General features: G+C 54.3%; 24 protein-coding genes. 7 read left to right on the top strand and 17 right to left on the bottom strand.

Translation table 11 applies throughout. From position 1 onward, the window contains the following. The first annotated feature begins 76 nt into the window (after positions 1 to 76). Positions 77 to 349, top strand: a complete 273-nt coding sequence (locus AC1D1M_RS02505; RefSeq protein ID WP_477774367.1) for a CopG family ribbon-helix-helix protein — start codon at positions 77 to 79, stop codon at positions 347 to 349. Beyond that, positions 349 to 624: a type II toxin-antitoxin system RelE/ParE family toxin gene (locus AC1D1M_RS02500; RefSeq protein ID WP_477774366.1), complete on the top strand. Its 276-nt coding sequence runs from the start codon at positions 349 to 351 to the stop codon at positions 622 to 624. The genes AC1D1M_RS02505 and AC1D1M_RS02500 overlap by 1 nt, the downstream gene beginning before the upstream one ends. 257 nt (positions 625 to 881) lie before the next feature. Here AC1D1M_RS02500 and AC1D1M_RS02495 read toward each other — a convergent pair whose 3' ends face one another. The 9 genes from AC1D1M_RS02495 to AC1D1M_RS02455 all read right to left on the bottom strand — a co-directional run bounded on the left by AC1D1M_RS02495 (position 882) and on the right by AC1D1M_RS02455 (position 8677). Then, on the bottom strand, positions 882 to 1382 hold the full coding sequence (locus AC1D1M_RS02495) for an outer membrane beta-barrel protein (RefSeq protein ID WP_477774365.1): 501 nt from the start codon (positions 1380 to 1382) through the stop codon (positions 882 to 884). Positions 1383 to 1452: 70 nt separating this feature from the next. Beyond that, positions 1453 to 3048, bottom strand: coding sequence for an EAL domain-containing protein (locus AC1D1M_RS02490; protein WP_477774364.1), 1596 nt, complete (start codon positions 3046 to 3048; stop codon positions 1453 to 1455). Between the two features lie 262 nt (positions 3049 to 3310). Continuing rightward, positions 3311 to 4324, bottom strand: coding sequence for a helix-turn-helix domain-containing protein (locus tag AC1D1M_RS02485; RefSeq protein WP_477774363.1), 1014 nt, complete (start codon positions 4322 to 4324; stop codon positions 3311 to 3313). A 116-nt stretch (positions 4325 to 4440) separates the two neighbouring features. Next, positions 4441 to 4773 (bottom strand): hypothetical protein, encoded by a 333-nt coding sequence (locus AC1D1M_RS02480; protein WP_477774362.1) that lies wholly within the window; start codon positions 4771 to 4773, stop codon positions 4441 to 4443. Between the two features lie 178 nt (positions 4774 to 4951). After that, complete coding sequence (locus AC1D1M_RS02475) at positions 4952 to 5242, bottom strand: hypothetical protein (RefSeq protein WP_477774645.1); 291 nt, start codon at positions 5240 to 5242, stop codon at positions 4952 to 4954. A 193-nt stretch (positions 5243 to 5435) separates the two neighbouring features. After that, positions 5436 to 5918 carry a hypothetical protein gene (locus AC1D1M_RS02470; protein ID WP_477774361.1) on the bottom strand — a complete coding sequence of 161 codons (483 nt, stop codon included), beginning with the start codon at positions 5916 to 5918 and terminating at the stop codon, positions 5436 to 5438. Then, the gene (locus tag AC1D1M_RS02465) at positions 5915 to 6736 is read right to left on the bottom strand and encodes a winged helix-turn-helix domain-containing protein (RefSeq protein ID WP_477774360.1); all 822 of its coding nucleotides are present in this window, start codon (positions 6734 to 6736) and stop codon (positions 5915 to 5917) included. The genes AC1D1M_RS02470 and AC1D1M_RS02465 overlap by 4 nt, the downstream gene beginning before the upstream one ends. 683 nt (positions 6737 to 7419) lie before the next feature. Beyond that, on the bottom strand, positions 7420 to 7881 hold the full coding sequence (locus AC1D1M_RS02460; RefSeq protein ID WP_477774644.1) for a hypothetical protein: 462 nt from the start codon (positions 7879 to 7881) through the stop codon (positions 7420 to 7422). A 115-nt stretch (positions 7882 to 7996) separates the two neighbouring features. Continuing rightward, entirely contained in the window at positions 7997 to 8677 is a 681-nt protein-coding gene (locus tag AC1D1M_RS02455) for a DUF3313 domain-containing protein (protein ID WP_477774359.1), read from the bottom strand. A 307-nt stretch (positions 8678 to 8984) separates the two neighbouring features. Here AC1D1M_RS02455 and AC1D1M_RS02450 point away from each other — a divergent pair, with 307 nt between their 5' ends. The 4 genes from AC1D1M_RS02450 to AC1D1M_RS02435 all read left to right on the top strand — a co-directional run bounded on the left by AC1D1M_RS02450 (position 8985) and on the right by AC1D1M_RS02435 (position 12305). Then, positions 8985 to 9785 (top strand): transporter, encoded by an 801-nt coding sequence (locus AC1D1M_RS02450; RefSeq protein ID WP_477774643.1) that lies wholly within the window; start codon positions 8985 to 8987, stop codon positions 9783 to 9785. 34 nt (positions 9786 to 9819) lie between these two features. Next, a complete protein-coding gene (locus AC1D1M_RS02445) occupies positions 9820 to 10212 on the top strand; it encodes a GFA family protein (protein ID WP_477774358.1) in 393 nt (130 codons plus the stop codon). Positions 10213 to 10407: 195 nt separating this feature from the next. After that, a complete protein-coding gene (locus AC1D1M_RS02440) occupies positions 10408 to 11382 on the top strand; it encodes a quinone oxidoreductase family protein (protein ID WP_477774642.1) in 975 nt (324 codons plus the stop codon). Next, positions 11379 to 12305, top strand: a complete 927-nt coding sequence (locus tag AC1D1M_RS02435; RefSeq protein ID WP_477774357.1) for a LysR family transcriptional regulator — start codon at positions 11379 to 11381, stop codon at positions 12303 to 12305. Before AC1D1M_RS02440 ends, AC1D1M_RS02435 begins: the two co-directional genes overlap by 4 nt. An 87-nt stretch (positions 12306 to 12392) precedes the next feature. On the opposite strand, the gene AC1D1M_RS02430 is transcribed toward AC1D1M_RS02435, so the two are convergent. From AC1D1M_RS02430 to AC1D1M_RS02400, 7 genes are all read right to left on the bottom strand, one after another. Further along, complete coding sequence (locus AC1D1M_RS02430; protein ID WP_477774356.1) at positions 12393 to 13196, bottom strand: 2OG-Fe(II) oxygenase; 804 nt, start codon at positions 13194 to 13196, stop codon at positions 12393 to 12395. 83 nt (positions 13197 to 13279) lie between these two features. Continuing rightward, complete coding sequence (locus tag AC1D1M_RS02425) at positions 13280 to 14089, bottom strand: glycosyltransferase (protein WP_477774641.1); 810 nt, start codon at positions 14087 to 14089, stop codon at positions 13280 to 13282. 281 nt (positions 14090 to 14370) lie between these two features. Continuing rightward, a complete protein-coding gene (locus tag AC1D1M_RS02420) occupies positions 14371 to 15087 on the bottom strand; it encodes a gamma-glutamylcyclotransferase (RefSeq protein ID WP_477774355.1) in 717 nt (238 codons plus the stop codon). 39 nt (positions 15088 to 15126) lie between these two features. Beyond that, positions 15127 to 16086 (bottom strand): alpha/beta fold hydrolase, encoded by a 960-nt coding sequence (locus tag AC1D1M_RS02415; RefSeq protein WP_477774354.1) that lies wholly within the window; start codon positions 16084 to 16086, stop codon positions 15127 to 15129. Between the two features lie 16 nt (positions 16087 to 16102). Next, a complete protein-coding gene (locus tag AC1D1M_RS02410; RefSeq protein ID WP_477774353.1) occupies positions 16103 to 17515 on the bottom strand; it encodes an NAD(P)/FAD-dependent oxidoreductase in 1413 nt (470 codons plus the stop codon). Between the two features lie 195 nt (positions 17516 to 17710). After that, complete coding sequence (locus AC1D1M_RS02405) at positions 17711 to 18118, bottom strand: MAPEG family protein (RefSeq protein ID WP_477774640.1); 408 nt, start codon at positions 18116 to 18118, stop codon at positions 17711 to 17713. 18 nt (positions 18119 to 18136) lie between these two features. Continuing rightward, on the bottom strand, positions 18137 to 19090 hold the full coding sequence (locus AC1D1M_RS02400; protein ID WP_477774352.1) for a diiron oxygenase: 954 nt from the start codon (positions 19088 to 19090) through the stop codon (positions 18137 to 18139). A gap of 199 nt (positions 19091 to 19289) precedes the next feature. Here AC1D1M_RS02400 and AC1D1M_RS02395 point away from each other — a divergent pair, with 199 nt between their 5' ends. Further along, positions 19290 to 20246: an AraC family transcriptional regulator gene (locus AC1D1M_RS02395; protein ID WP_477774351.1), complete on the top strand. Its 957-nt coding sequence runs from the start codon at positions 19290 to 19292 to the stop codon at positions 20244 to 20246. A gap of 30 nt (positions 20247 to 20276) precedes the next feature. On the opposite strand, the gene AC1D1M_RS02390 is transcribed toward AC1D1M_RS02395, so the two are convergent. Further along, on the bottom strand, positions 20277 to 20615 hold the full coding sequence (locus tag AC1D1M_RS02390; protein WP_477774350.1) for a hypothetical protein: 339 nt from the start codon (positions 20613 to 20615) through the stop codon (positions 20277 to 20279). Positions 20616 to 20803: the final 188 nt, after the last annotated feature.

Raw genomic sequence — 20803 nt, 5'->3', positions numbered from 1 at the left:
AATCTGGTTCCCGTTGAAGCAATCAGAATAACGTTAACAGGTGTCTGCTGCATCTCGCGGCATTGGAGCAAATGTCATGGCTACTACCGTCAAAACCCGATCAGTGACGGCACACGTCCCAGTAGACCTGGCCGAACGGGTTGATGAGCTCGCAGAGCGTCTGGATCGTTCTCGAAACTGGATCGTCAAGCAGGCACTTTCGGCGTGGTTGGATCAGGAAGAAGAGCGTAGTCGCTTGACCCGTGAGGCCTTGGCCGATGTGGATGCTGGCCGTGTTGTCGACCATCAAGCAGTCCAGGCATGGGCAGAAAGCCTCAGCACTGAATCTCCGTTACCGGTGCCGCGCTGATGGAGTTGAAGTGGACCAGCAAGGCGCTTTCTGATGTAGCCCGTTTGTACGAGTTTCTAGCCACCGTCAATCAGTCCGCCGCAGTCCACACGGTTCAACAACTTACGGCTGCTCCGAGCACTTTGCTGAGCAACCCGCGCCTTGGTGAGCGCCTGGAGGAATTCGACCCACGGGATGTGCGTCGAATTCTGATCGGTCACTATGAACTCCGATACGAAATTCAGCATTCAACGATCTATCTGCTGCGTCTGTGGCATACACGCGAGCATCGATAGCGCCTGCTCGTAATGAAGGTGGAGGGCAGGTCAGCGTCGTTAACTACGCCGAATCAGTTCCAGAAGGTCTCGCGGTCAAACACGATTTGCATCGGGAAGTACCGATGGGTGTTTTCGATTCCCTGACCAGCACGCCATCGACGTGCCAACGCAGGATGTCGGGTTGCAAGAAGCAATCGCGGGGGCAGGCAGGGCGGGGGACGAGCGTTGCGAAGAGGGCGTTGAGCGACCGACTAGGCCGCTCGGTTGCAGCAGTGTTAAAAAAGCATATAGGCGGATGCGGTCGTCTGATTCAGGTTGATCTCTCCGACCTCCAGAACTTCGTATTCAGCGCGCAGGCCGATGTTGCGAAAGACGTCGACCTCCAGGCCGACACCGTAGGTCAAGTCAACCCCGGTATCGTCGTCGGTGGCATTGCCGTCGGCGTCCCAGGCGTGAGCACCGACACTGCCGAATACCCGCAACCGATCGCCCAACGGAAAGCCGACATGGGCGGCAGCCTGAACCGATTTGCCTTCGAAATCGACATTCTTGTCCTTGAATTGACCGAGATCGACGTAGGCACCCTCGAAGGCCAGGTAGCTATTGACGCGATACCCTGCATAAACCTTGTAGCTGGTGTCGTCGTCATCCAGTCTGGATTCGTCGGTCTGTATGCTGCTTACGCCAGCTCCAAGATACAAACCTTTGTCATCGGCGAGCGCCTGAAAAGACAGCAACGATAGCAGTGAAGCGAAGCCAAGGTTTCGAAGTAGCATGTGTAGTGGAGTCCTTGTACAGGTTTGTCAGGTGTTAGGGTTCGGCGAGCATTTGAGGGGCCATCAGGTGTTAATAGAAGTCATTGATTGATATTTTTGAGTCGTAAGGCGGGATGTTTGCCGGACATTGAAAGTAGCGTCTTGCCAACGCTTGAACAGGCAGCGCTTTGCAGAACAACGAGCCTTGTGCCAATACAACCCCCTCCGAAATCAGATGCGGCAGTTGCTCCTGAGACTCGACACCTTCGGCCACGACCTTGAGTCTTAGCGACTTGGCCAACTGGGCAATGTGTCGCCACAGGGCATCCTTGGCCGCGATCTTGTCGTCTGCGATGAATGAGCGATCTATTTTCAGAATGTCGAAAGGCACTGAATCCAGGAGCGAGAGGTTGGAATAGCCGATACCGATGTCGTCCACGGCAATGCGATGACCACACGCACGAAGCCGTCGCAATTGCATGGCGGCAGGCTTCTGATCGAGCAAGGTCCTTTCGGTGAGTTCAAAAGTCATGGCGGATGCCGGCATGCGATAGGTTGCCAGCAGGCTGGCCACAAAGTCTGGAAAGGTCGGGTCCTGAATATCCTGGGCGGAAAGATTCACCGTAATGTAGAAGTCCTTGCACGCCCAAAGGTAAGTGCTGTAATCCTCCGCCACTTGTCGAATCACCGAACGCGTCAGTTTGCGGATCAAGTCAGACTTCAGCGCCACCGGAATGAAAACATCCGCAGGCACATGGGTGCCGTTGTCGTTCCAGTGAGAAAGTGATTCGGCGCCAACCAGGTAGCCCGTCGTCAAATTAACGATAGGCTGGTAGTGAACACCCAACGTGTTGGCTTTTATGGCATTGCGAAGCCGTACGGCAGTAGAGGTGTAATGCCGTTGGGTACACCTTGCGAAGAAGAACAGCGCTGCGAACACGCACACAAGGCCGATGAATAATTTGAATTTGAGACTTGTCAGGTAGCTCAACGGAAGAGAAATGACAGAGATCAGTTCATTCCGGTTGCCCGCAAAGGCGATGAGGACTTTGTCTGCCGAGGTAACGAGTTCTTCAAGGTGGAACGGCTTCTGCATCTTCAGCGGCTGAGTGCCCGTAGAGGCAATGGGTACTGCGCCGCCGGGGCCGATGAGGTCCAGTTGCAGGTCCTCGGGAAACTTCAAATTGTCGAGCAGGATCTTCTTGTTTGCCCAGACGTAGGTCGACTGTTCCGACACAATGATGAAGTCGGTGTCCGCAGAAACTGCGCGGCCAGAATCGACCCAATAGGTTCGCTTTCCAACGGAGAACTTGCGTTTCACGTTACCGGCCAGTAACGACGGGAGTTCTTGTCCGTAGGAAGAACAGATCTTGCCATTCGGCAGCTGGATTGCCGCTTGATCAACAAATCGCAGGTTTTTAACCAGGTCGGCCAGTTGTGAGTATTGCTCGACGGAGCATTCCTGACCCGATCGATCAAGATCGCCGAGGGTTTCCAGTACTTTGTCGATCTGCGCATTAGGCTCCACCTGAGCAGCACGCAGATCGGCATAAACGTTATTCAACTTCCGTGCAATGATTGGCTCCGCCAGTCCTCCAGCACAGAACCATGCGGCCCAGCCTGTTACAGCAATCAGACATACAGTGACTGCGTGCCTTCCAAGTAACGCTTTATATATGGTAACCATCGAAAAACCCCGAGGTATCATTTTTCACTGTGCACCCTGTAGTCGCGGATTATGCGGCTTCAGTACCAGTCAACTACCCAGGCCAATAAGATGCCGCTGACATAGACGGCAATGCACAGAATGATTTTCTGCTTGAGTGGCAGTGTGTTTATTCGATGATGCATGCTTATCTCCTTGAGTGGGCAAATAAGCAATTGTGGGTGCCTGTGGTTAGTAAAACGAAATCATTAATCATCATTTGCAGGGCTTTGATAAAAAACTGTTAACGATAACTTCTATCGCCAACGACCTGATTGTAAACGGATGAGGTCGTGTTCCTGGGCTTGGTTGAGTTGCGCCTGGCTGTTTCTGACGGTGTCTCTCCGTAAGCAATCTGATACGCCTTGGAAAACCGGCCCAGATGGTGAAAGTTCCAGAACATCGCGGTTTCTGTCACGGTGGGCCACGTTTTATTAATCAGATCGCGACGGGCACTTGCGAGCCTCAAGTTTCTGATATAGGCGATTGGCGACATCCCGAACATTTCAATAAAGCCAAAATGCAGGGTGCGAGTGGTGGTTTCAAGTTGCCTTACGAGTGATTTTATAGTGAGCGTTTTTTTTGTATTTTCATGAATGTACTCTATGGCTTCTATCGCCACCTTTCTTCTTGTCGGGACTTTACGACTGAAACCACCAGCGGGTGTCAACGACTGCAATAGAGAAGCAAGCACCGCACTTTCAATCGCGGAACGCTCTGTTTCACCGCATTGTGCTGAAGCAGAGTCATTGATGTCGACACAGCAAGCGCTGATGGCTTGAATGGCCGATTGTACGAATTGAAAGTTTTCAGCCTGGAAGCTGTGTTGTGTTCTGTTGGCAAGTATATCTATGACAGAGTGATGTTGGCGGCACCGGTCATAGTTTTCCAGTGTTGTGGTGATGGTGAAAAGTGTTTCATTCGGTTCGCAGGTGTAATGCACCGATTCATCGCTATGCAGTACGATGACTTCGTCCGGCCGTAGTTTGTGATTGTTTACGACGGGACGACCAATCGGGGCCTGCGAGATGGCGAATGTCACGAATCCGGCAGGGACAGAACTGACCAGGGTGACGGATGAGTCGAACTCAAGGCGACTGCACTGGAGTTCGGGACTGTGAAAGAGCTTGTGTTGCCGAATGCGCGCCTCATGCTCAGTCGGGATCAGGCTCATTTGCCAATTGCCTATTGTTCTATTCAATTGGCTCGGCAAGGCAGAAGACAAATGAAAGATTTCATCGGGCGGTGCGATACTCATGAAATTGAAAGCTCAGCTGTTAAATGATTAGGATCAAGTATTGACTGTCCGTGCAGCGATGGCAGTCACATGCCAGATGAATGTACATCCGTGGCGGGAAGCGTGATGAGGGGTAGTCAGAGCCCGCGGATCAGTTCCAGCTCCGCCGAAAATGCGTATTTGCTGTCCAAGGGTGAGTCGTCCATGTGTTGAACGTTGCGCGGGTCAATTTTCGAACTAAAGATCTGCGATTGGGGTTTCATCGGGTCAATGGCTGCAGCTGTAAAGGAGTAAAAGTCGTCAATACGATAACCGGTTTTTACCTGATAGTTGGTTTTCACGGCGCTTTTGGCCTTCTTGTCGGTTTCGATACTCGTCAATTTGGCACTGTAGACGCCCTTGTCGTCGGCCATGGCCTTGAGAGAAAGCAATAAACCAAACGACACGGTGACGAAGTTTTTCAGTAGCATCGAGGTGATTTCCTTATTAACAGGTTATTCAGGCAGAACGTAGTTTTAGCTGCGTCTCTGGCACGGGTTGGTCTGAAAATAATCTCACCCCGATTGCGCCTGCCCAAGTCAATAACTCATATTTGCCAGGTCGCCATAAGCGGCCATTCACCGCTTGCCTCGGCAAACACCACGTTCCTCAAAAAAATATGCGCGAGTTGGCGTAACTCGTGCCGGTATCACTTTGTGGAGGGGTAGGGAGAGCAAAATCACTGTCCTGCTCATCTGTATGATACTCATTCTCACTATGGATTTTCAGATGCGATAGCTTCTGGCGGTCATCCGGGCTTGTTTCAACTTCATAATATTCAATTGTCGTGCTTTCGACGGAGTGCTCGTCGTGCGCTAATGAATAAAGTGGAATGGCAGACAGAAACAAGACCGCCAGGAATCCGAAAGTCGTCGATTTATTGGTTCGCAGGAAATGCATGGCTTTCACTTGACTCTCCTGTATAGGGCATTGTCCCGGACGAGAATCAAGCAGGCTCGATTCCAAAGATTATCGGCTAGGGATTTTTGGCAGGAGAGACGTTTGATTCAAATCAATAAGTGTTATTTTTGTTTGAAAGATTCTTTGATATGAACCTGTGCCAGGCTGGTGCCCCGCCAGTTCGGGAGGCCGATTAATGGTTCATACAGCGCAAGCGGCCAAGTTCATGTACGTAAAAACACACGGCGTTTTTATCCTGCGTCGGAATCAATTCGTAGTTTAGAATGGCGCCTTCTTGCAAGACGTATTGACGTCTGAAGAACAGGTCAGGGGTCTTTTCAATGGCAAAAAGTTCATTGTCCTGGCTGAGTTTGACGTTGCTGACTTTGATCTGGACGTGTGTTTTGCTTTCTCCGATTATATTCGCCGATATAGTCGCATTGCGGATTTTTCCATTCAGGCTTTCCAGCGTGGTCCCAGTGAGTCGACCATGCCCGATAGTGAGGTACTCTTCGGTGTTGAGTTGATTAAGATCTTCCAGCCATTGCCGGGCTTTTGTTTGATAACTGGTGTTTTCCATGTAGTGCGAAGGAGAATAAAAAAAGGAGAAAATGCACAGTGCATTGATCAAGGCTATAACCGGCCAGTGAGCGACTTGCGGAAATTTAAACTTCATAAGGTGACTTCCAAACATTGACGAATCATCAAGGCGAGGTCTCTTTCGCTGCTATTTAATTGTAAATTTGCAGTGCTTAGATCCGGGCGAATGCACGAAACGGAATAGTTGGATTTATACAGGTTGATCCAGACTTGACCCTTCAGGTTTTGCGGTAACTGGTCGGATTGTTTAGCCGACAGATCCATCAACGCTTGTGCCTCGGCAGGATCATTGCCTACGGCGTGGATGACCAGTCCATTCTTGTCGACGCTGGAAACTTCAATTTTTGGCGCATCGAAATCGAACTGAAAAATGGTAAAGGCAACGACTGCCAGCGTAATGACATAAGCGATCAGTTGAGCCTTCGTAATGCGGCTGGATTTATTGGATTTACCCGAGGGTGCAAGCAGCTCATCACGACCAGATGGCGGTTGTTGTTCAATGACGGGAGCGGGTGGTTGCGCTGGTTGCTCTGAGGGTGCTGCTGCATCTAGTTGCGTATCGATGGCACAGTGCCGGTTGAAGCAATATCCTCGTCGAGGAACAGTCATCAAAATCTCGTGATCTCGACCGTCATTGAGAATATTGCGCAGTGAGAAAACGGTTTGATTCAAACTGCCGGAGGCAACCACGCGGTCATTCCAGGTGTAGTCGATGATTTCGTCGCGGCTTTTAGTGACGCCTGGCTCCTTGAGCAGAAGGTCCAATAAACGCGACTCCGCTCTACCTAGCGTGGAATTTTGTACATCTCCATGGGGTGTCGTAATGGAAAGCACGGCGCTGTCTGGGTCGAATACTGCCACAGCGCCATTTTTCAACTTGAAGGTGTGGCTCATAGAAATCTTCCGATCAGGCGGTACTGGCCTGAGTATAGGGGCCGGATTTGGCTCGGTACATTCTGGTCTGGGAGGTGAACGAAGATGAGGGCCAAGCGGAAGGCGCACTGTGTGTCGCATTTACAATGCTGGAATGGCTCGTTTCAGAGGCGTGCAGTGCGGTAAACAGCCCTGCCTGTCAGAGGTATCAGTTGAATCAAACAAAGGAAAAGCATTGCTGGATGACCCATGGGTTTTGATTTGGACACCATGAATAATGCTTGGAATGGATTATCTGCGCTATCCGAAAACTGCAAGCTCGGGCGGATGGATTTGCGTGTAGCCACGCCTGAAAGAACCAACTTCGCTGTTCCGTCACGCTTCAATTGCAACTGAACTATCTCGATACAAATCAATTATTGTGCTTTGGTGCGTCAGGTTAATTGAGGATTATTTTTGATTCTTATTAGCTTTGAACCAGGGCCGTTACAGCTTTAAATGGACCTCGAGGAGCGTAGACACAAATCACGTTCATGGTTTGCTCGTCGGGGCTTGAACGATCCTCACCTCTCGTTCAACGGCTTTGCCCCGGGTCCTTTCATGAAGGGCCCGGGGCTTTTTTTCAAGCTTTTGCAGGTAGCCAGAAGCCAGGACGCGAGCAAAACGACAGGGACACAGATACTTCACGCCAATATCGCCGTCGATCAAGGCAAGACATTGTAGCCACGTTGTTGCAAGCAGCTGCTGTAGACGGAGTTGTTGGCGGTGATGCTTTGTTCGCTCTCATTCATATTCTGCCGGCGCGCCTGACGTTGCCTGGAGCCCCCCACGACGGCGCCGGCAGCCGCGGCACTGTGTGCGCGGTTCTGGCGATAGTCTTGCTTGGTATCGTCGTCGATCTGTTCATAGATGTTTTCATGTTGGCGACCGCGAATTTCTGCCGCGGTCGCACCGGCTACCGCGGCGGTTGCGGCGCCCTTCATCCGACCACCGGATGGCACGGTGCTTTGTACCGGATGTTGCGCGTTGGCCTGGGACTGGCAGGCACTGGTGTCCTGCTGGATGGTCTGGGAGGTCTGACCTTTGAGGGGAATCACGGTCGCAGCCAGGGCGCTGGTGCTCAGCAGCATCGTAACGAGCGCTAAGGTATGGGCCAGTATTTTCATCATTGAGTCTCACGTCAGGCGTCGGTACGGTTAACGGTTTGTCAGAGGGAAAACACGGCAAGGTATCACATTGAAACCCCATGCAGGTCTGCTTGCGATGGGGTTTGCTTGAGCGTCAACGCTTGAGGAGGAGGGCCTGCATATCGTCTGTCATGCCTTTGAGTGCAACCTTGAAGTCATTGGCAACAATCGGCTGTTCGGCATTCTTGACGGTCTCGCCGAATACCTTGCGAACGATCTTCGCGACCGGCATACCGGTTTTGGCGTCGATCAGATTGGCTTCGATGTACATCTCGGCGGTCTGATCCCGATGTCCGGTGGCTGCTTGTGTTGCCCCGACAATTGCCCCGATTGGAACGGCCTCATACCAGTGCATGCCTTCGTTGTTGGCGCTGACGTGAGTGATCGCCGCTTGCAGGATCAGCGACCGCGAATCGGTCGGCGCCAACTGTGGATAAGGGACGATCGTATAGCGGCGGGCAAAGGCGGTCTTGACGCTGTTGCTGGCCATCAATTGCAGGTCTTGCAGGGTCTTCAGGCTGACGCGCGCGGTCGGCTGCGGCGATGGATACAGTTCCATCTGCCTGAACACCACAGTGGAATACGCGCGAGGATCGAACCCTGGCGATACCCAGCGCAATACTTTCTGCTCACTCGGCGTAGTTTGCTCCTCCAGACCCTGGTAATTGCCCAGGAAGCCCGAGTATTGCTCTTGCTGCGCCACTTTCGAGACACAGCCGACCTGAAATACACAGCTCAAAGCAATACCCACAATCCATTTATTCGACATGCCCATGTATTTGCTTCTCAAGTAATGAAAGTTGTCATTCGGGTTCCGACCTGGCTCCAGGCATTGGTCTGGGCGCCTCGTATTCGGGCACTGGTACTCGCCAGTCGGTTACGCAAAGCAGGTGCTTGCACGCCGGTCAATGCGGGCCGAATGCTGCCGGTAGCGGCGGGATAATCCGAATCAATAACTCTTAAAAACTGTTAAACACACGGCCAGGAAAGATTGCACATCGATCACAGTTGCCTACGCTAACTCTTTGCAACTCGGTTTTGGCGTCTACAGGTGAGTGAGGATGGATGTGAAAGAACGATGGATGGGTACCGCGTCGACACTCGTCGTTGCATTGGGCTTCATCCCGCTGGCTCAGGCCGAAGATTCGGCAGAGTTGGCGAAGAAAGCCCTTAACCCGGTCGCGGCGATGTACAGCCTGCCGGTGCAGTACAACTGGGACCAGAAGATGGGGCCGACCGGCGAGGGCATGCACAGCGTCACCAATATCCAGCCTGTGCTGCCGTTTGTCTTGAACCAAGACTGGAACCTCATCTCTCGCACCATTCTGCCGGTCATCGACCAGCACGGCCTGGCCCCCAATGGCGCGGCGGACAAATCCGGCACCGGCGATATCACCCAGAGTTTTTTCTTCTCACCGACCAAGCCCACGGACAGTGGCTGGATACTCGGTGCCGGCCCGGCGTTGCTGATACCGACCGGCAGTGACGAGTTGCTCGGCAGCGAGCAATGGGGCCTCGGCCCGACGGCGGTGGCGTTGAAACAGTCGAATGGCTGGACCCGAGGCATTCTGGCCAACCATATCTGGGGCCTGGACGGCAGCCCGCCGGACGACAAGGAAAAGGTCAACCAGACCTTCCTGCAACCGTTCCTCTCGTACACCACCCATAGCCTGACGACTTACGGGGTGAACACCGAGTCGACCTACAATTGGCAATCACGCGAATGGTCGGTACCGGTCAACCTGACGGTCACCCAACTGTTGAAGATCGGCGGCCAACCGCTGACGGTGCAAGCCGGCCCGCGCTACTGGCTCGACAGCCCGGACGACGGCCCGCAAGGGTGGGGCTTTCGCGCTGCGGTGACGTTCCTGTTTCCGCGCTGAAGCGTCGTTTCGGATGGATTAGAGGAGACACCGCATGGACCGATTCACCGGCGGTTGTTTGTGCGGCAACGTGCGCTTTGTCGCGTCGGGGCGCCCGTTCCGGGTTGGCGTTTGTCACTGTCTCGACTGCCGCAAGCATCATGGGGCGCTGTTTCACGCGTCCGCGATATTTCATCAGGACACCGTGACGATCGAAGGCGAAACACGTGACTACGCCGGGCGGCATTTCTGTCCGCACTGCGGTTCGTCCGTGTTCTCGCGCAGTGCAGACGAAATCGAAGTGAACCTCGGATCACTCGATGCCCCTGACCAACTGACGCCAACTTACGAGAGCTGGATCGTGCGTCGCGAGGCCTGGTTGCCGCCGTTTCCGTTCACACGACGCTACGAACGCGATCGAGATGCCACGGGGCGTTTTGAGGACTAGCGGCTATAACCTTTGGCGTCTCCAAAATTGCCAGGACCCGCATCGCTCTAGGCAATAACGCGTAGTATCAGAGATGTTATTGCTGCAATCTGTGCACTAATGATCTGCAGTCAACCCGTCTTGTTCATTACAGGATCAGTTCTCACACTAGAGGCACCTATGTGAAGGCAGCTTCTGACTGAAGGGGAAATGACCATGGTATCTGCGATCCGGTTTAACCAGTCCGGCAATCCTGAAGTAATGAATCTGGAGCTAATGAGCGAACAAACGCCAGGGCAAGGCGAGGTCTGGCTCAAGCATAAGGCTATTGGTGTCAACTTCCTCGACGTCAGCCAACGTAAGGGAGCAGTGCCCATTGCGTTGCCATCCGGGCTTGGGCTGGAAGGCGCCGGGCGTGTCGCCGTTGTGGGTGCCGGTGTCAGCAATGTGCAAGTTGGGGATCGCGTCGCCTATGCCACCGGCCCAATTGGCTCGTATGCATCGGCCCGGCTTTATCCGGCGGAGCGGCTGGTCAAAATTCCGGATTCACTGTCATTCGATGATGCAGCAGCCGTCATGTTCAAGGGTATCACTGCGCAGTACCTTTTGAAGGCCACCTATCCCGTAGGGCAGGGCACTACCATTCTGCTCTACGGTGTGGCGGGAGGGCTGGGGGAAATTATGGTGCCGTGGGCCAGACACCTGGGTGCCACCGTGATCGGCGTGGTTTCAAAGCAGGCCAGTGTCGAAAAAGCTCAAGCGTTGGGATGCGATGAAGTGCTGGTGTTTGATGCTGACAGCCTGGCATCGAATGTCGCACGTATCACCAACGGGAAAAAGGTCGACGTCGTCTATGACCCGATAGGGCGTGTTTCTTTCCAGGCCTCCCTGGATAGCTTGCGACCACGTGGTGTGATGGTATCGTTCGGTGCTTCATCAGGTGCGCCGTCAGCCGTGGAACTGTCGACACTCAATTCCAAAGGCTCGCTGTTCCTGACACGTCCTTCGTTGGCAGCCCATACGACGAGTGTCACGGAATACCAGGAACGAGCGCAGGATGTTTTGGCAGCTATAGGCGCGGGTATTATCAAACCCCGGATCTGGGCTAGCTACTCGCTGGCTGACGCAGCATTGGCGCATGCCGATCTGGAGTCGGGGCGCTCATCAGGGGCGATCATTCTAAAACCATGAATCTTGATGTTTTGAATAATCAGCACAGTGACGAAATCGCTGCGTTTCTGGCCGTGGCCTCACAAGGTTCATTTGTCGGTGCCGGCCGGCTGTTGCAGCGACACCCAACAGTCGTCTCAAAGCGGCTCGCGGCAATGGAAAAGCGCCTTGGCGTTCGGCTCGTGGAGCGCTCAACCCGGCAGGTGCGAATTACTGAAGTCGGTGCCAAGCTGGAGCAGCGTCTTCGCTCAGCCATCGAGTTGATGAATGAAGCGCAGCAGCAAGCGGCCGAAGGTGCCAGCGAAATTCGGGGTACTTTGCGACTTGCATTGCCAGCAGCCATGGGAAGACTTTGGCTCGGCCCGATGTTGCCGGAGTTTCTCAAGGCTTATCCCCATGTCTCGATCCTTGCAGACTATAGCGAGCGTCTGGTCGACATCATTGATGAAGGTTTTGACGCCGCGATCCGAATCGGAGAACTGGAAGACAGCCGGTTGATAGCCAAAAAACTAAGTGACCATCGCCGGATACTGTGTGCCTCGCCTGCTTACATCAAAAAGCATGGCATGCCCGAAACTCCACAGGATCTGATCAAGCACAATTGCCTTCGCTTCAGTGGCCTTGCGTCTTTTCCTCAGTGGAGACTCCATCGCGGCAATGAGCTGCAGACGGTTTCTCCGAAAGGAAACCTGACTGCCAATGACAGTGAATCATTACTGGCAGCGGCCCGCGCGGGTGCGGGAATACTGGGCGCCGGTGACTGGTTGATGAGTCGTGATATTGCTGCCGGGAGGTTGTTGCATGTCCTTCCTGACTGGCAACTGGATACCGCAGGTGGAGTTTATCTGGTCAGGCCATCGGCCAAATTTCCTGGTGCCGTGGTTGTCGCTTTCAAACAATGGATCGAGTCAAAGTTTATCCCCGCGCCCCCATGGGCCATTTGATCGGCACTGTAACTGAGCCTGGGGGCATATCCTGATTTGCAAGCTAACGCTCAAAAAAGCACGAACTCGATCGTCTGGCGATACAGTTTAGTTTTTCTTCTTCAATAGTTTATTCATGTAGTACTTTAGGCTTAAACGATCTTTGGGTCTTGGTTTGTAGTGGGTTTTGTTTCTTTGTGCGGGATCGATCACCATGGTTCCTGCGGTGTAGTAGTAAAGCGCTATAGACTTACGGGTGATGTGCTCTGGAGTCGTTAAAGGCTCTGGGTGCCCATGATTGCTGTCTTTGTCTGTGTTGAAAATGACACAACGATTGTAAATGGGCAGGACTTTTTTAAGGCAGGTTTTCATGTCGACATCCCAAAGTTCGAGGTTGCCGCCGTATTCCTCTCGCCAGTCTTCAGTCAGATAAATGATGATATTCAGTCGACGCTCAACATTAAGCTTTTTGTTGAGCCTGAAGTCCGAGTGCACCCCCAGGAAACCACCGCTTTTGGTTTCATGCAGGCCGCCACCGACAAAGTAGGGGTCGGGTATCAAACCTTCGATGCCTGTGAGCTTTTCAAGAAACTGCAACATGGGGGCCGAGTTGAAGACGTTGAAAATGGTCTTCAAAAATGGGGCGCATTCATTGGGGCTGATTTGACGTTTTCGTTGACCTTTATAGCCTCGCTCGTAGAGCATTTCGTTGTTGGTTGGCTCGGCTGGGAAGTGCGAGCAGATGCTCGCAATCAGGTCTTCGTGCAAGAAGTTGTCGATGACTATGTGTGGAAATGGCGTAGCCTGAACATAGCGACTGGTCAACGAGTCACCGAAGGCGCTGGCGGCATTCTGGTCGAAATCAAGCTCCGGGGATAGGGTGATAGGTAGTGCTTGAGTGATGGGTGCCATTACCGCTCCAATAACTTAATATAAAAACTTATGGGTGACTTCAAACAGAGTTTAATGCACTGCTCGTTACGTCAAATCCCGGCTCAACTTTTTCTGTCGTCCTTGTTCAGACGCTTAAGGATGTTGTTGTACATTTTGGTTCGTCTATGAGTCTTATCATAGCCGCCAGCCGCTGCGACAGTGCCGGCCTGAATGTGATCCAGATAGCTGAAGATTTTACGCGGTGATAACATTTCAACGACGTAGCCAAGCTCGGTCATGCGGTCCTGGAGAGTATAGCCTGGCACGCGATCATCCATCGAAAAGTGCATGTTGTGCTGTTTGATAAGTTTGCAGTTCCACAATGTGCAGAAACTTTTCAAATAAACTTCTTTGTACGGTTTTGGTTCTCTGGAGCGCAACCCCATGGAGATTTTCAGGCGCCTGAAATGGTGTTTGAATAGTCGCGAGCTAAAGCGCCAAAGGGTTCTCGTAGTACCGCGGTTTAATTGCTCAACACAACCGACGGCCACGACTTTTGGGTTTTTTAAGCATTTATTCAGCATCATTGGGAAAACATTTTTATCGAAAACAAATGTGTCAGTGTGCATCAAGAATAAATAATCAGTTTCAATTCGCTCCAAAACCAGGTCAAGTGCTTTGCCATGCGCGATGTGGCCCGCTTCTGGTTCAGAAACAGAACGTTCGATTAAATTGATCCAGTCAAGAGTACGTAAATACTCAGTACTTTCATCGGCGGAATAGTTGTCAACTACCCATACTGGGACGCTGTTGCTGCCCACATGCTGGTGCAATAAGTCTAAGCATATCTTGGTGATTTCTGGTGTTTTGTAATTTACTATAACTATGCTGAAGGCTTTAGAGCTTTCGGGTAGAAAACCAGGGTTGTTCATCATTCAGGTGCTCGATGGTATTGTATTTAATTGTATAAGTAATTGAGCTTGTATACAGCTTTTGCTTGTTTTTCCTCGGAAAATTTGCGCGGCTATAGAGCACATTTTGTTAAATCGCTTTGTTATGCATAACAACCATAGCTTACTCAGACCTGATGGAGGGTAGTAGAAGCGGACTTCATCGTATAAGGATCTGCTCTATAGGTAAATATCCGTGACTTGATTCGTTGTATCAGGAGGCTGGTCAGGCGAGCATCGCGGGATCCGCTCGCCCGGCCTGGCTATTTCGCAGCAAGCAGGGAGTCTTCGATTTCCTGTGCCACAAGGCTTTGTATCCGCCACATATTACGGTCCCGAATGCCATGCTCCTCCAGCATTGTCACGGTCCGGAACAGGTATTGGGCCGCCGAGCCCCAGTGCCCGGCTGCGCGAGCCAATACATGGGCAACCTTTTCCATGGGCAACTTTCCGGCATAGGCCATTCCGTCGCGTGCTGCGACAAAGGCTAAGGCACGCACTATCCCGGACTCGGTTTTAACCGAAATCCAGCGCGGAACATTGGTCGGTGGGTTTGCGTCTATTTCCCGGACCATCAACAGTCCCAATTGCTTGAAATGGTCTTGCGTTGGAAGCCGGTATGCCAACCCGTTGCAGCTTCCGCCCCGGTCGAGGGCCAGCATCAGGGCTGGCAGCTCGCGCGTGCCGCGCCAGCGAGTCAGTTTGAGGCAGAACGATCGATGCCAGCCGAAGGCGGTGGCGCTGCGGCTCTCCAAAAAATCGAACTCCGGATTCCAGATCAGTGAGCCATAAGCAAAGATCCAAAGCTCCTGCGGTTTGTATTCAAACAAAAGTGCCTCCACCATCGCATCAAACTCTGCTTCGGTGTGTTCGGTCGTGCCCGGTTCAGGTCCTGGATCGGGCTCAAAACGCTCAACCCGAGCGACGAGTTCCGCAGTCAGGTTTCGTCCTTTAACGGGCGTGCCTCTCAGGGGTGCCATACCGGCCCTCCCACTATGGGTAAACATTGAACCTCCTGATCAGAGTTCTTTCAGGAAGCCCAGTAGCAGCTCATTGACCTCCGTCGCGCGTTCTCGCTGTATCCAGTGGCCGGCATCTTCGAGGATATGACACCCGCGCAGGCCCGGCAGTGTCTGCGCGAAGGCTTCGATCTGCCGTGGGGAGCTCGGAAACTTCAGCACGCCGTCGCGGCTCCCGGCAATGAACATCGACGGCTGCCGGATAATGCAACCGCGCCAGGGTGCCAGCAGTGCCCATGAGCGCGTCATGTTGCGGTACCAGTTCAAGCCGCCGCGAAATCCGCTGCGGGTGAATTCGCGGGTGTAGTAGGCAATATCCTCGAGGCTTAGCCAGGCTGGCAGGGTTTCGGGCTCGATCATCCCCCCCAGGAAGCCCTGGCCCGGCTGCAGCCGGCCGAACACCGGCCCATCGGGCCCGTCACCTGAGCCACTGAAGTAGATGCGCCGGATCGACGACTCGACATCTCTTTCCAGCTCGGCCTCGGCCACACCCGGCGTCTGGAAGTACTGGATATAGAAGTCGCTGATACCCAGCGAGGCTAGCGCGCTCAGGAGCTCCACGCGACCCGGTGGCGAGAAGGGAACGCTCATGCCGACCACTGCGCGGAACAGATCGGGTCGCATCATTGCTGCACTCCATGCCACCAGCGCGCCCCAGTCATGACCGACGATCACGGCTTGTTGTTCGCCGAGTGCGTTGACCAACTCAACCATGTCGCCTACCAGGTGGAGCGTGGTATAGGCGTCGGGTTCGGCCGGCGCATCGGTGCCACCATAGCCACGCATGTCGGGCGCTACCGCTCTATAGCCGGCGGCCGCCAGCGCCGCAAGCTGGTTGCGCCACGAGTACCACAGCTCCGGGAAGCCGTGGCATAGCAAGACCAACGGGCCGCAACCTTGCGTTGCTACCTGCATGCGGATGCCATTGATGTCGAGCATTTCGAGGTGTGGCTCGTTCATGTGCGCTTCCTGCAATTCAAGCGATGGACCCCAGCAACCGCGGCAGATTCACCAGAGCCTGCTGCCTGCTGACAGAGAGCCGATACAGCTGTGCCATTTTCTCGGTGTCGGTTTCTTGCAAGCCCCTGACCACCGCAGTCAGAAAGAATAAGCGCGACTGCTTTATCCAGCGGGCCAGGCCTTCATGCTCTCCCCAGCGTAGTTGGTTACCCAGGTAGACCGCCCACATTTTGATCCAGTCCGTGGGGACGTGAGGCGGGGGGACCATCGTGCAAAGCGCGTTCATTTGCGCTTGATCGGCCAGGTGGCTTTCCACGTAAGCGATCAAGGCCGCACTGAACAAGGGTTGGCAGCTGCTTACCATCAACAGGTTAATCTTGCCGCCGTCGAACACCTTCATTTCAGGCAGTGACGGGATGGCACTGGCGCTGCAGTCAATGTGCAGGGCACCCGGGCTCGTGGCGATGTTGCCCTGCTCGAGCACGATGCGCGTTGGCTCGATCACTCGCACCCGCCCCAGGCGCACAATATTGTCGATGCGTCGAAGCTCACGTAATTCTGCCTGTGTGACGGTGGCGCAGCGGTAAGCAGTGGGTTCCACTGACTTGTCTATGCGCAGGAGCTGGCCCGCGGCCTCAAGCCTGGAGAACAGGTCCGGGATCGAGTCTGCGGCTGTGATGGCCTCAAATTGTGCCGTGAGGCCGCCGATTGTTCGTTCGAAGCTGTCGGGGCCAGGTTGCAGGTTGGCCCGGTCGATCAACCACGGGTCGTTCGGCATGATCCAGCAGATTTTTTCGGGCGCAATACCGTTTTGCAGACACCACAGGCAAGCGTCGATCCCGGTCTTGCCCGATCCCACCACTACGTAGCTAGAGTGTGGGTGCCGGATCTTCGGCAGGTCGTTCAGTGGCACGCATTGCACGCCGGGTTCCACCCTGTACCTGGGCGGGTGGGTCGAGGGAACTGCCGTCTGGGCATGGGTGGCGTCTACCACCTTTTTGTGCACCTGGACCTGATGGTTTGCGCCGCTGACCAGCGAGGTAAACCGGTGGTCGTCAATGCGGTCGCCGGTGTAGTTGCACATGGGGAAGTAACGGACTCGACCTGACGGCAGAAACTGCTGATTCATCACCTGGTCGAAGTAGCTCACCACCTCGGCGCCGGAGGCTAGCTCATACAAGCCCTCGTTCAGTTCCGCCTTGTCTTTCGTTCCGCTGCCCAGTTCCCGTGAGTTGACGCCATAGAAGGCCGAGGGCTGGTGCAATCGGACGAACGGGTAGGCATCGTTCCAGTGCCCGCCAGGTCGGTCGTGTCGATCCACCATCATGACGCATGCATTCGTTTCCTTGAGTAGCGTATCGACGAAAGCCATGGCCGTCGCGCCAGCACCGATGATCAGGTAGTCGGTTTCGATCAGATTTGCGTCCATATGCTTTCGCCTTTCTGAAGGTTGCCCCCTCTCAACCTCAGTAGATTAGCTACCTGTACCGAGCCCAATAGAACGAATGCTCCTCACACACATAACCGATGGAATTAATGGTTGCAGCCTGAGTTACGACTCACCAGTCGTTCCTGGTGTTGTTGTTTCGATCCAGTCTCGGCTCCGAGTGGACCTCTGCCGCATTCATACTCCGTAACAAGCGGCTATGACGATGAGCGCGAGAAAACACACCAACTGAACGCAAAAGAAGGTAAATCGAACCGCCACAAACGTATTGGTTTGCTCATGGGATACGTGAACCAGCGACTGGCACACGCGAGCGATCAGGACGAGTGTGGACAAGTAGTTCACTGCAGGGCCGTTGATATCGAGTACTGAAACCACGAACACGATAACGCCAAAGACAGGCAGACTTTCCACACAGTTGGCATGTGCCCTTGTCCCGCGCCGATACCAATCCTCACCCTCGAGCTGATCGCTTCGGAAGGAGGCAATCGGTACACTCGAGAATAGAATTCCGACCCAGCGATAAACTCCGACGGTTGCCATCAACAGCAGCAAAGTCCAGGTCGCAAACCCAAGCAGCAGCAGTCGGTCGCGCGCTGTCGGTCAATTGCTCATGATGGGTGCCAGTGCGATCTGAATCCGGGACATCTGTGTTGGCGTTGTCATCTGCGTCAGCAGCCGGCCGAAGTGTGGATGCCGCACGCCCGAGATAATGTATTGCCAGCGGTAGGCGCTCAGCACGCAGGCCTTGATTTGCGCTGACTCATCGACACTCAACGATCGTGAGACATTACCAATGAAGTAGTCGGCATCGGCTGCCGATTGTGCCTGCAGGATGGCGTCGACGGCCGCCACCAGAGTAATCAGGTCATTCACGGCTTGGTCGCGCTCGGCCGGCGAGAGTTTCGCGTGCTCGTCCTGCCACTCCAGTTCATCGAGTACAACGTGCCGGCTTTCATCCTTCCAGTGAAATTTGAAAACATCCTTGAATAACGGGCACAACTCCTCGCGCGGGGCGATGCTCTGTATGTAGTGCGCCTGAACAAACAGCTCGATATGACAGGTCAGCGCCAGCACCGACCAGGTGCTGGCCGCCAGTACCGCGCGCGCCACATCGTTTGGATCGGCCACTTGACGATATCCCGCTGGTAATTGCGAACCCATCATCGTCTCCATGCGCCGGAACAGTTCCTGGTGTTTGATCTCGTCGTTGGAAAAGCGCACCAGCGCTTCGAGTGCGAGTTGATTGTCAAATACATGGGCCCGGCCTTGATCGAGCATTTTGGCACTGATAAAACGCTCGACCAGGCCAAAGATATACGCATAGGTTCGGCCCTGAATCTGACTGAGCAGGCGAGCCTCGGCCGCGGCGAGAAAGGGCAGGTGGTCGATCTGCGAGAGTCCATCGGGCAAGAACTTGCGCGAGAAGTCGAAACTCCGGTCCTGCAGCAAATCGCGATCGATCTGCCATTCGATTTTTTTCGATGATCTGACAATTTGCGCATAACGGGCGGTGTTGCCCGACTCTGAGCCGGGTAGGGTAACGACGCTGTTCATATGGAACTCCTGCTGCCCTGGTTGAGTTGGAATGGGGCAATTTCGGTTGACGTCGGAGCCATAGACCCGTGGTGAAGCCTCTGGGAACAGTCTCGATCTCTGAGTCCGCGTTGGTGCTAATCTAGGCCTCGCTGTTCAGTCAATGAATGACCGGTGCGCCTGATTACCTGCTCCGGACTCCGGAAAGGAGGGCTGGCAATTGCTGGATGCGCTTTCTGATGTCTTGCGTGTGATCCGGCTGTCTGGAGGGGTCTTCCTCGAGGCGGAACTCACTGCGCCCTGGTGCATCAACGGCAGAATCTCGGCGGATGATTGCAAACCGTTCCTGGCGGCACCCCGACATATCATTGCGTCGCATTTTGTCGCCGCGGGGCACATGCAAATACGCATCGACGGTGGTGTCGCCATGGACGTGGGGGCAGGCGAACTTGTTCTGCTTCCTCGCAACGACGCTCATTCGTTTGGCAGCGACCTGAGCATTGCGCCCATGCCGGCGCGCGAAGTTATTCAGCCGCCAGAAGTCGGCGGAATTTCGCGGATCAAGTACGGCGGGGGCGGGGAGGCCACGCAGTTGTTGTGCGGTTTCCTTGGCTCTGAAACACCCTTCAGTCCGTTGCTTTCGTCGCTGCCCTCCCTGTTGAAACTGGACCTGCGCGCGACGGCTTCGGGCACCTGGATCGAAAGCTCGTTCCGTTTTGCAGTCAGTGAAATCGCGGCGGGACGCGTCGGCTCGGCAACGGTCATCGCCAAGCTATCGGAGTTGCTCTTCGTCGAAGCCGTCGGCCAGTATGTCGCCAGCCTCCCCGCCGAGCGGCGCGGATGGCTGGCGGGGTTGCGGGATCCGCATATCGGGCGCGCGCTGGCGCTGCTCCATGCTCGTCCAACCGAAGGCTGGACCGCAGAAGCACTGGCGCTTGAAGTGGGCATGTCGCGCTCGGTATTCGCGGAGCGATTTACCGCATTGGTCGGTCAGCCACCGATGCAATACCTGACGCTCTGGCGTATGCACGTGGCGGCTCAACACTTGCGCGAAGGTCGCGGCAATGTGGCGCAAATCGGTTTTGCAGTCGGCTACGAATCCGAAGCTGCGTTCAGTCGCGCATTCAAACGCCAGTTCGGCACTTCCCCCGGCACCTGGCGCAGACAATCAGCATGAGAAAGTCCGGTGCCGAGAATCACCTGGCCGTTACTCAATAAGCTGATCGATCAACACCGCGTTGGTATAGACCAAGCTGCCATCGCTCGCACGGTGCCCGACCAGATGGAACTGACCGCGTTCGTCGTGCAAATAGACACGCATTTGACAGTCGGACAAGGGGGCGTATCCCTCGGGCATGATCAAATCCATCGAGTCCATATCGACATCGACCATGGCCTCTCGCTCGTGGGTCTTCTGCAGGCGCTCTTCGGCCTCTTCCAGACGGAGATGCAGAGGTCCGTCGACGTAGAAATGGACTTCCCCCATCGGGGTGGACTTTTGGGCGCTGCCGGTTTTGCACCAGCCTTCAATCGTCAGGGCACTCATGACGAAACCTCCCATGTGGATTGCTGGACTCTGTAGCTTTCGTCCCTGCTCAAGGTCATCACTTACGTTTGACGACTGAACAAGGGCAGGGTTCGTCCTTGGGGACCGCTTCCGGTCGATCTCTGCCGTCCGTCATCAGAAATTCAGTATAGCTGGCAACCGGACTTCCTTTGCCAGCCTCACGGTAC

The sequence above is a fragment of the Pseudomonas sp. P1_F7 genome, assembly GCF_056405655.1.
The sequence above is the reverse complement of the archived record's forward strand: the minus strand, read 5'-3'. Positions and strand labels throughout refer to the sequence as shown.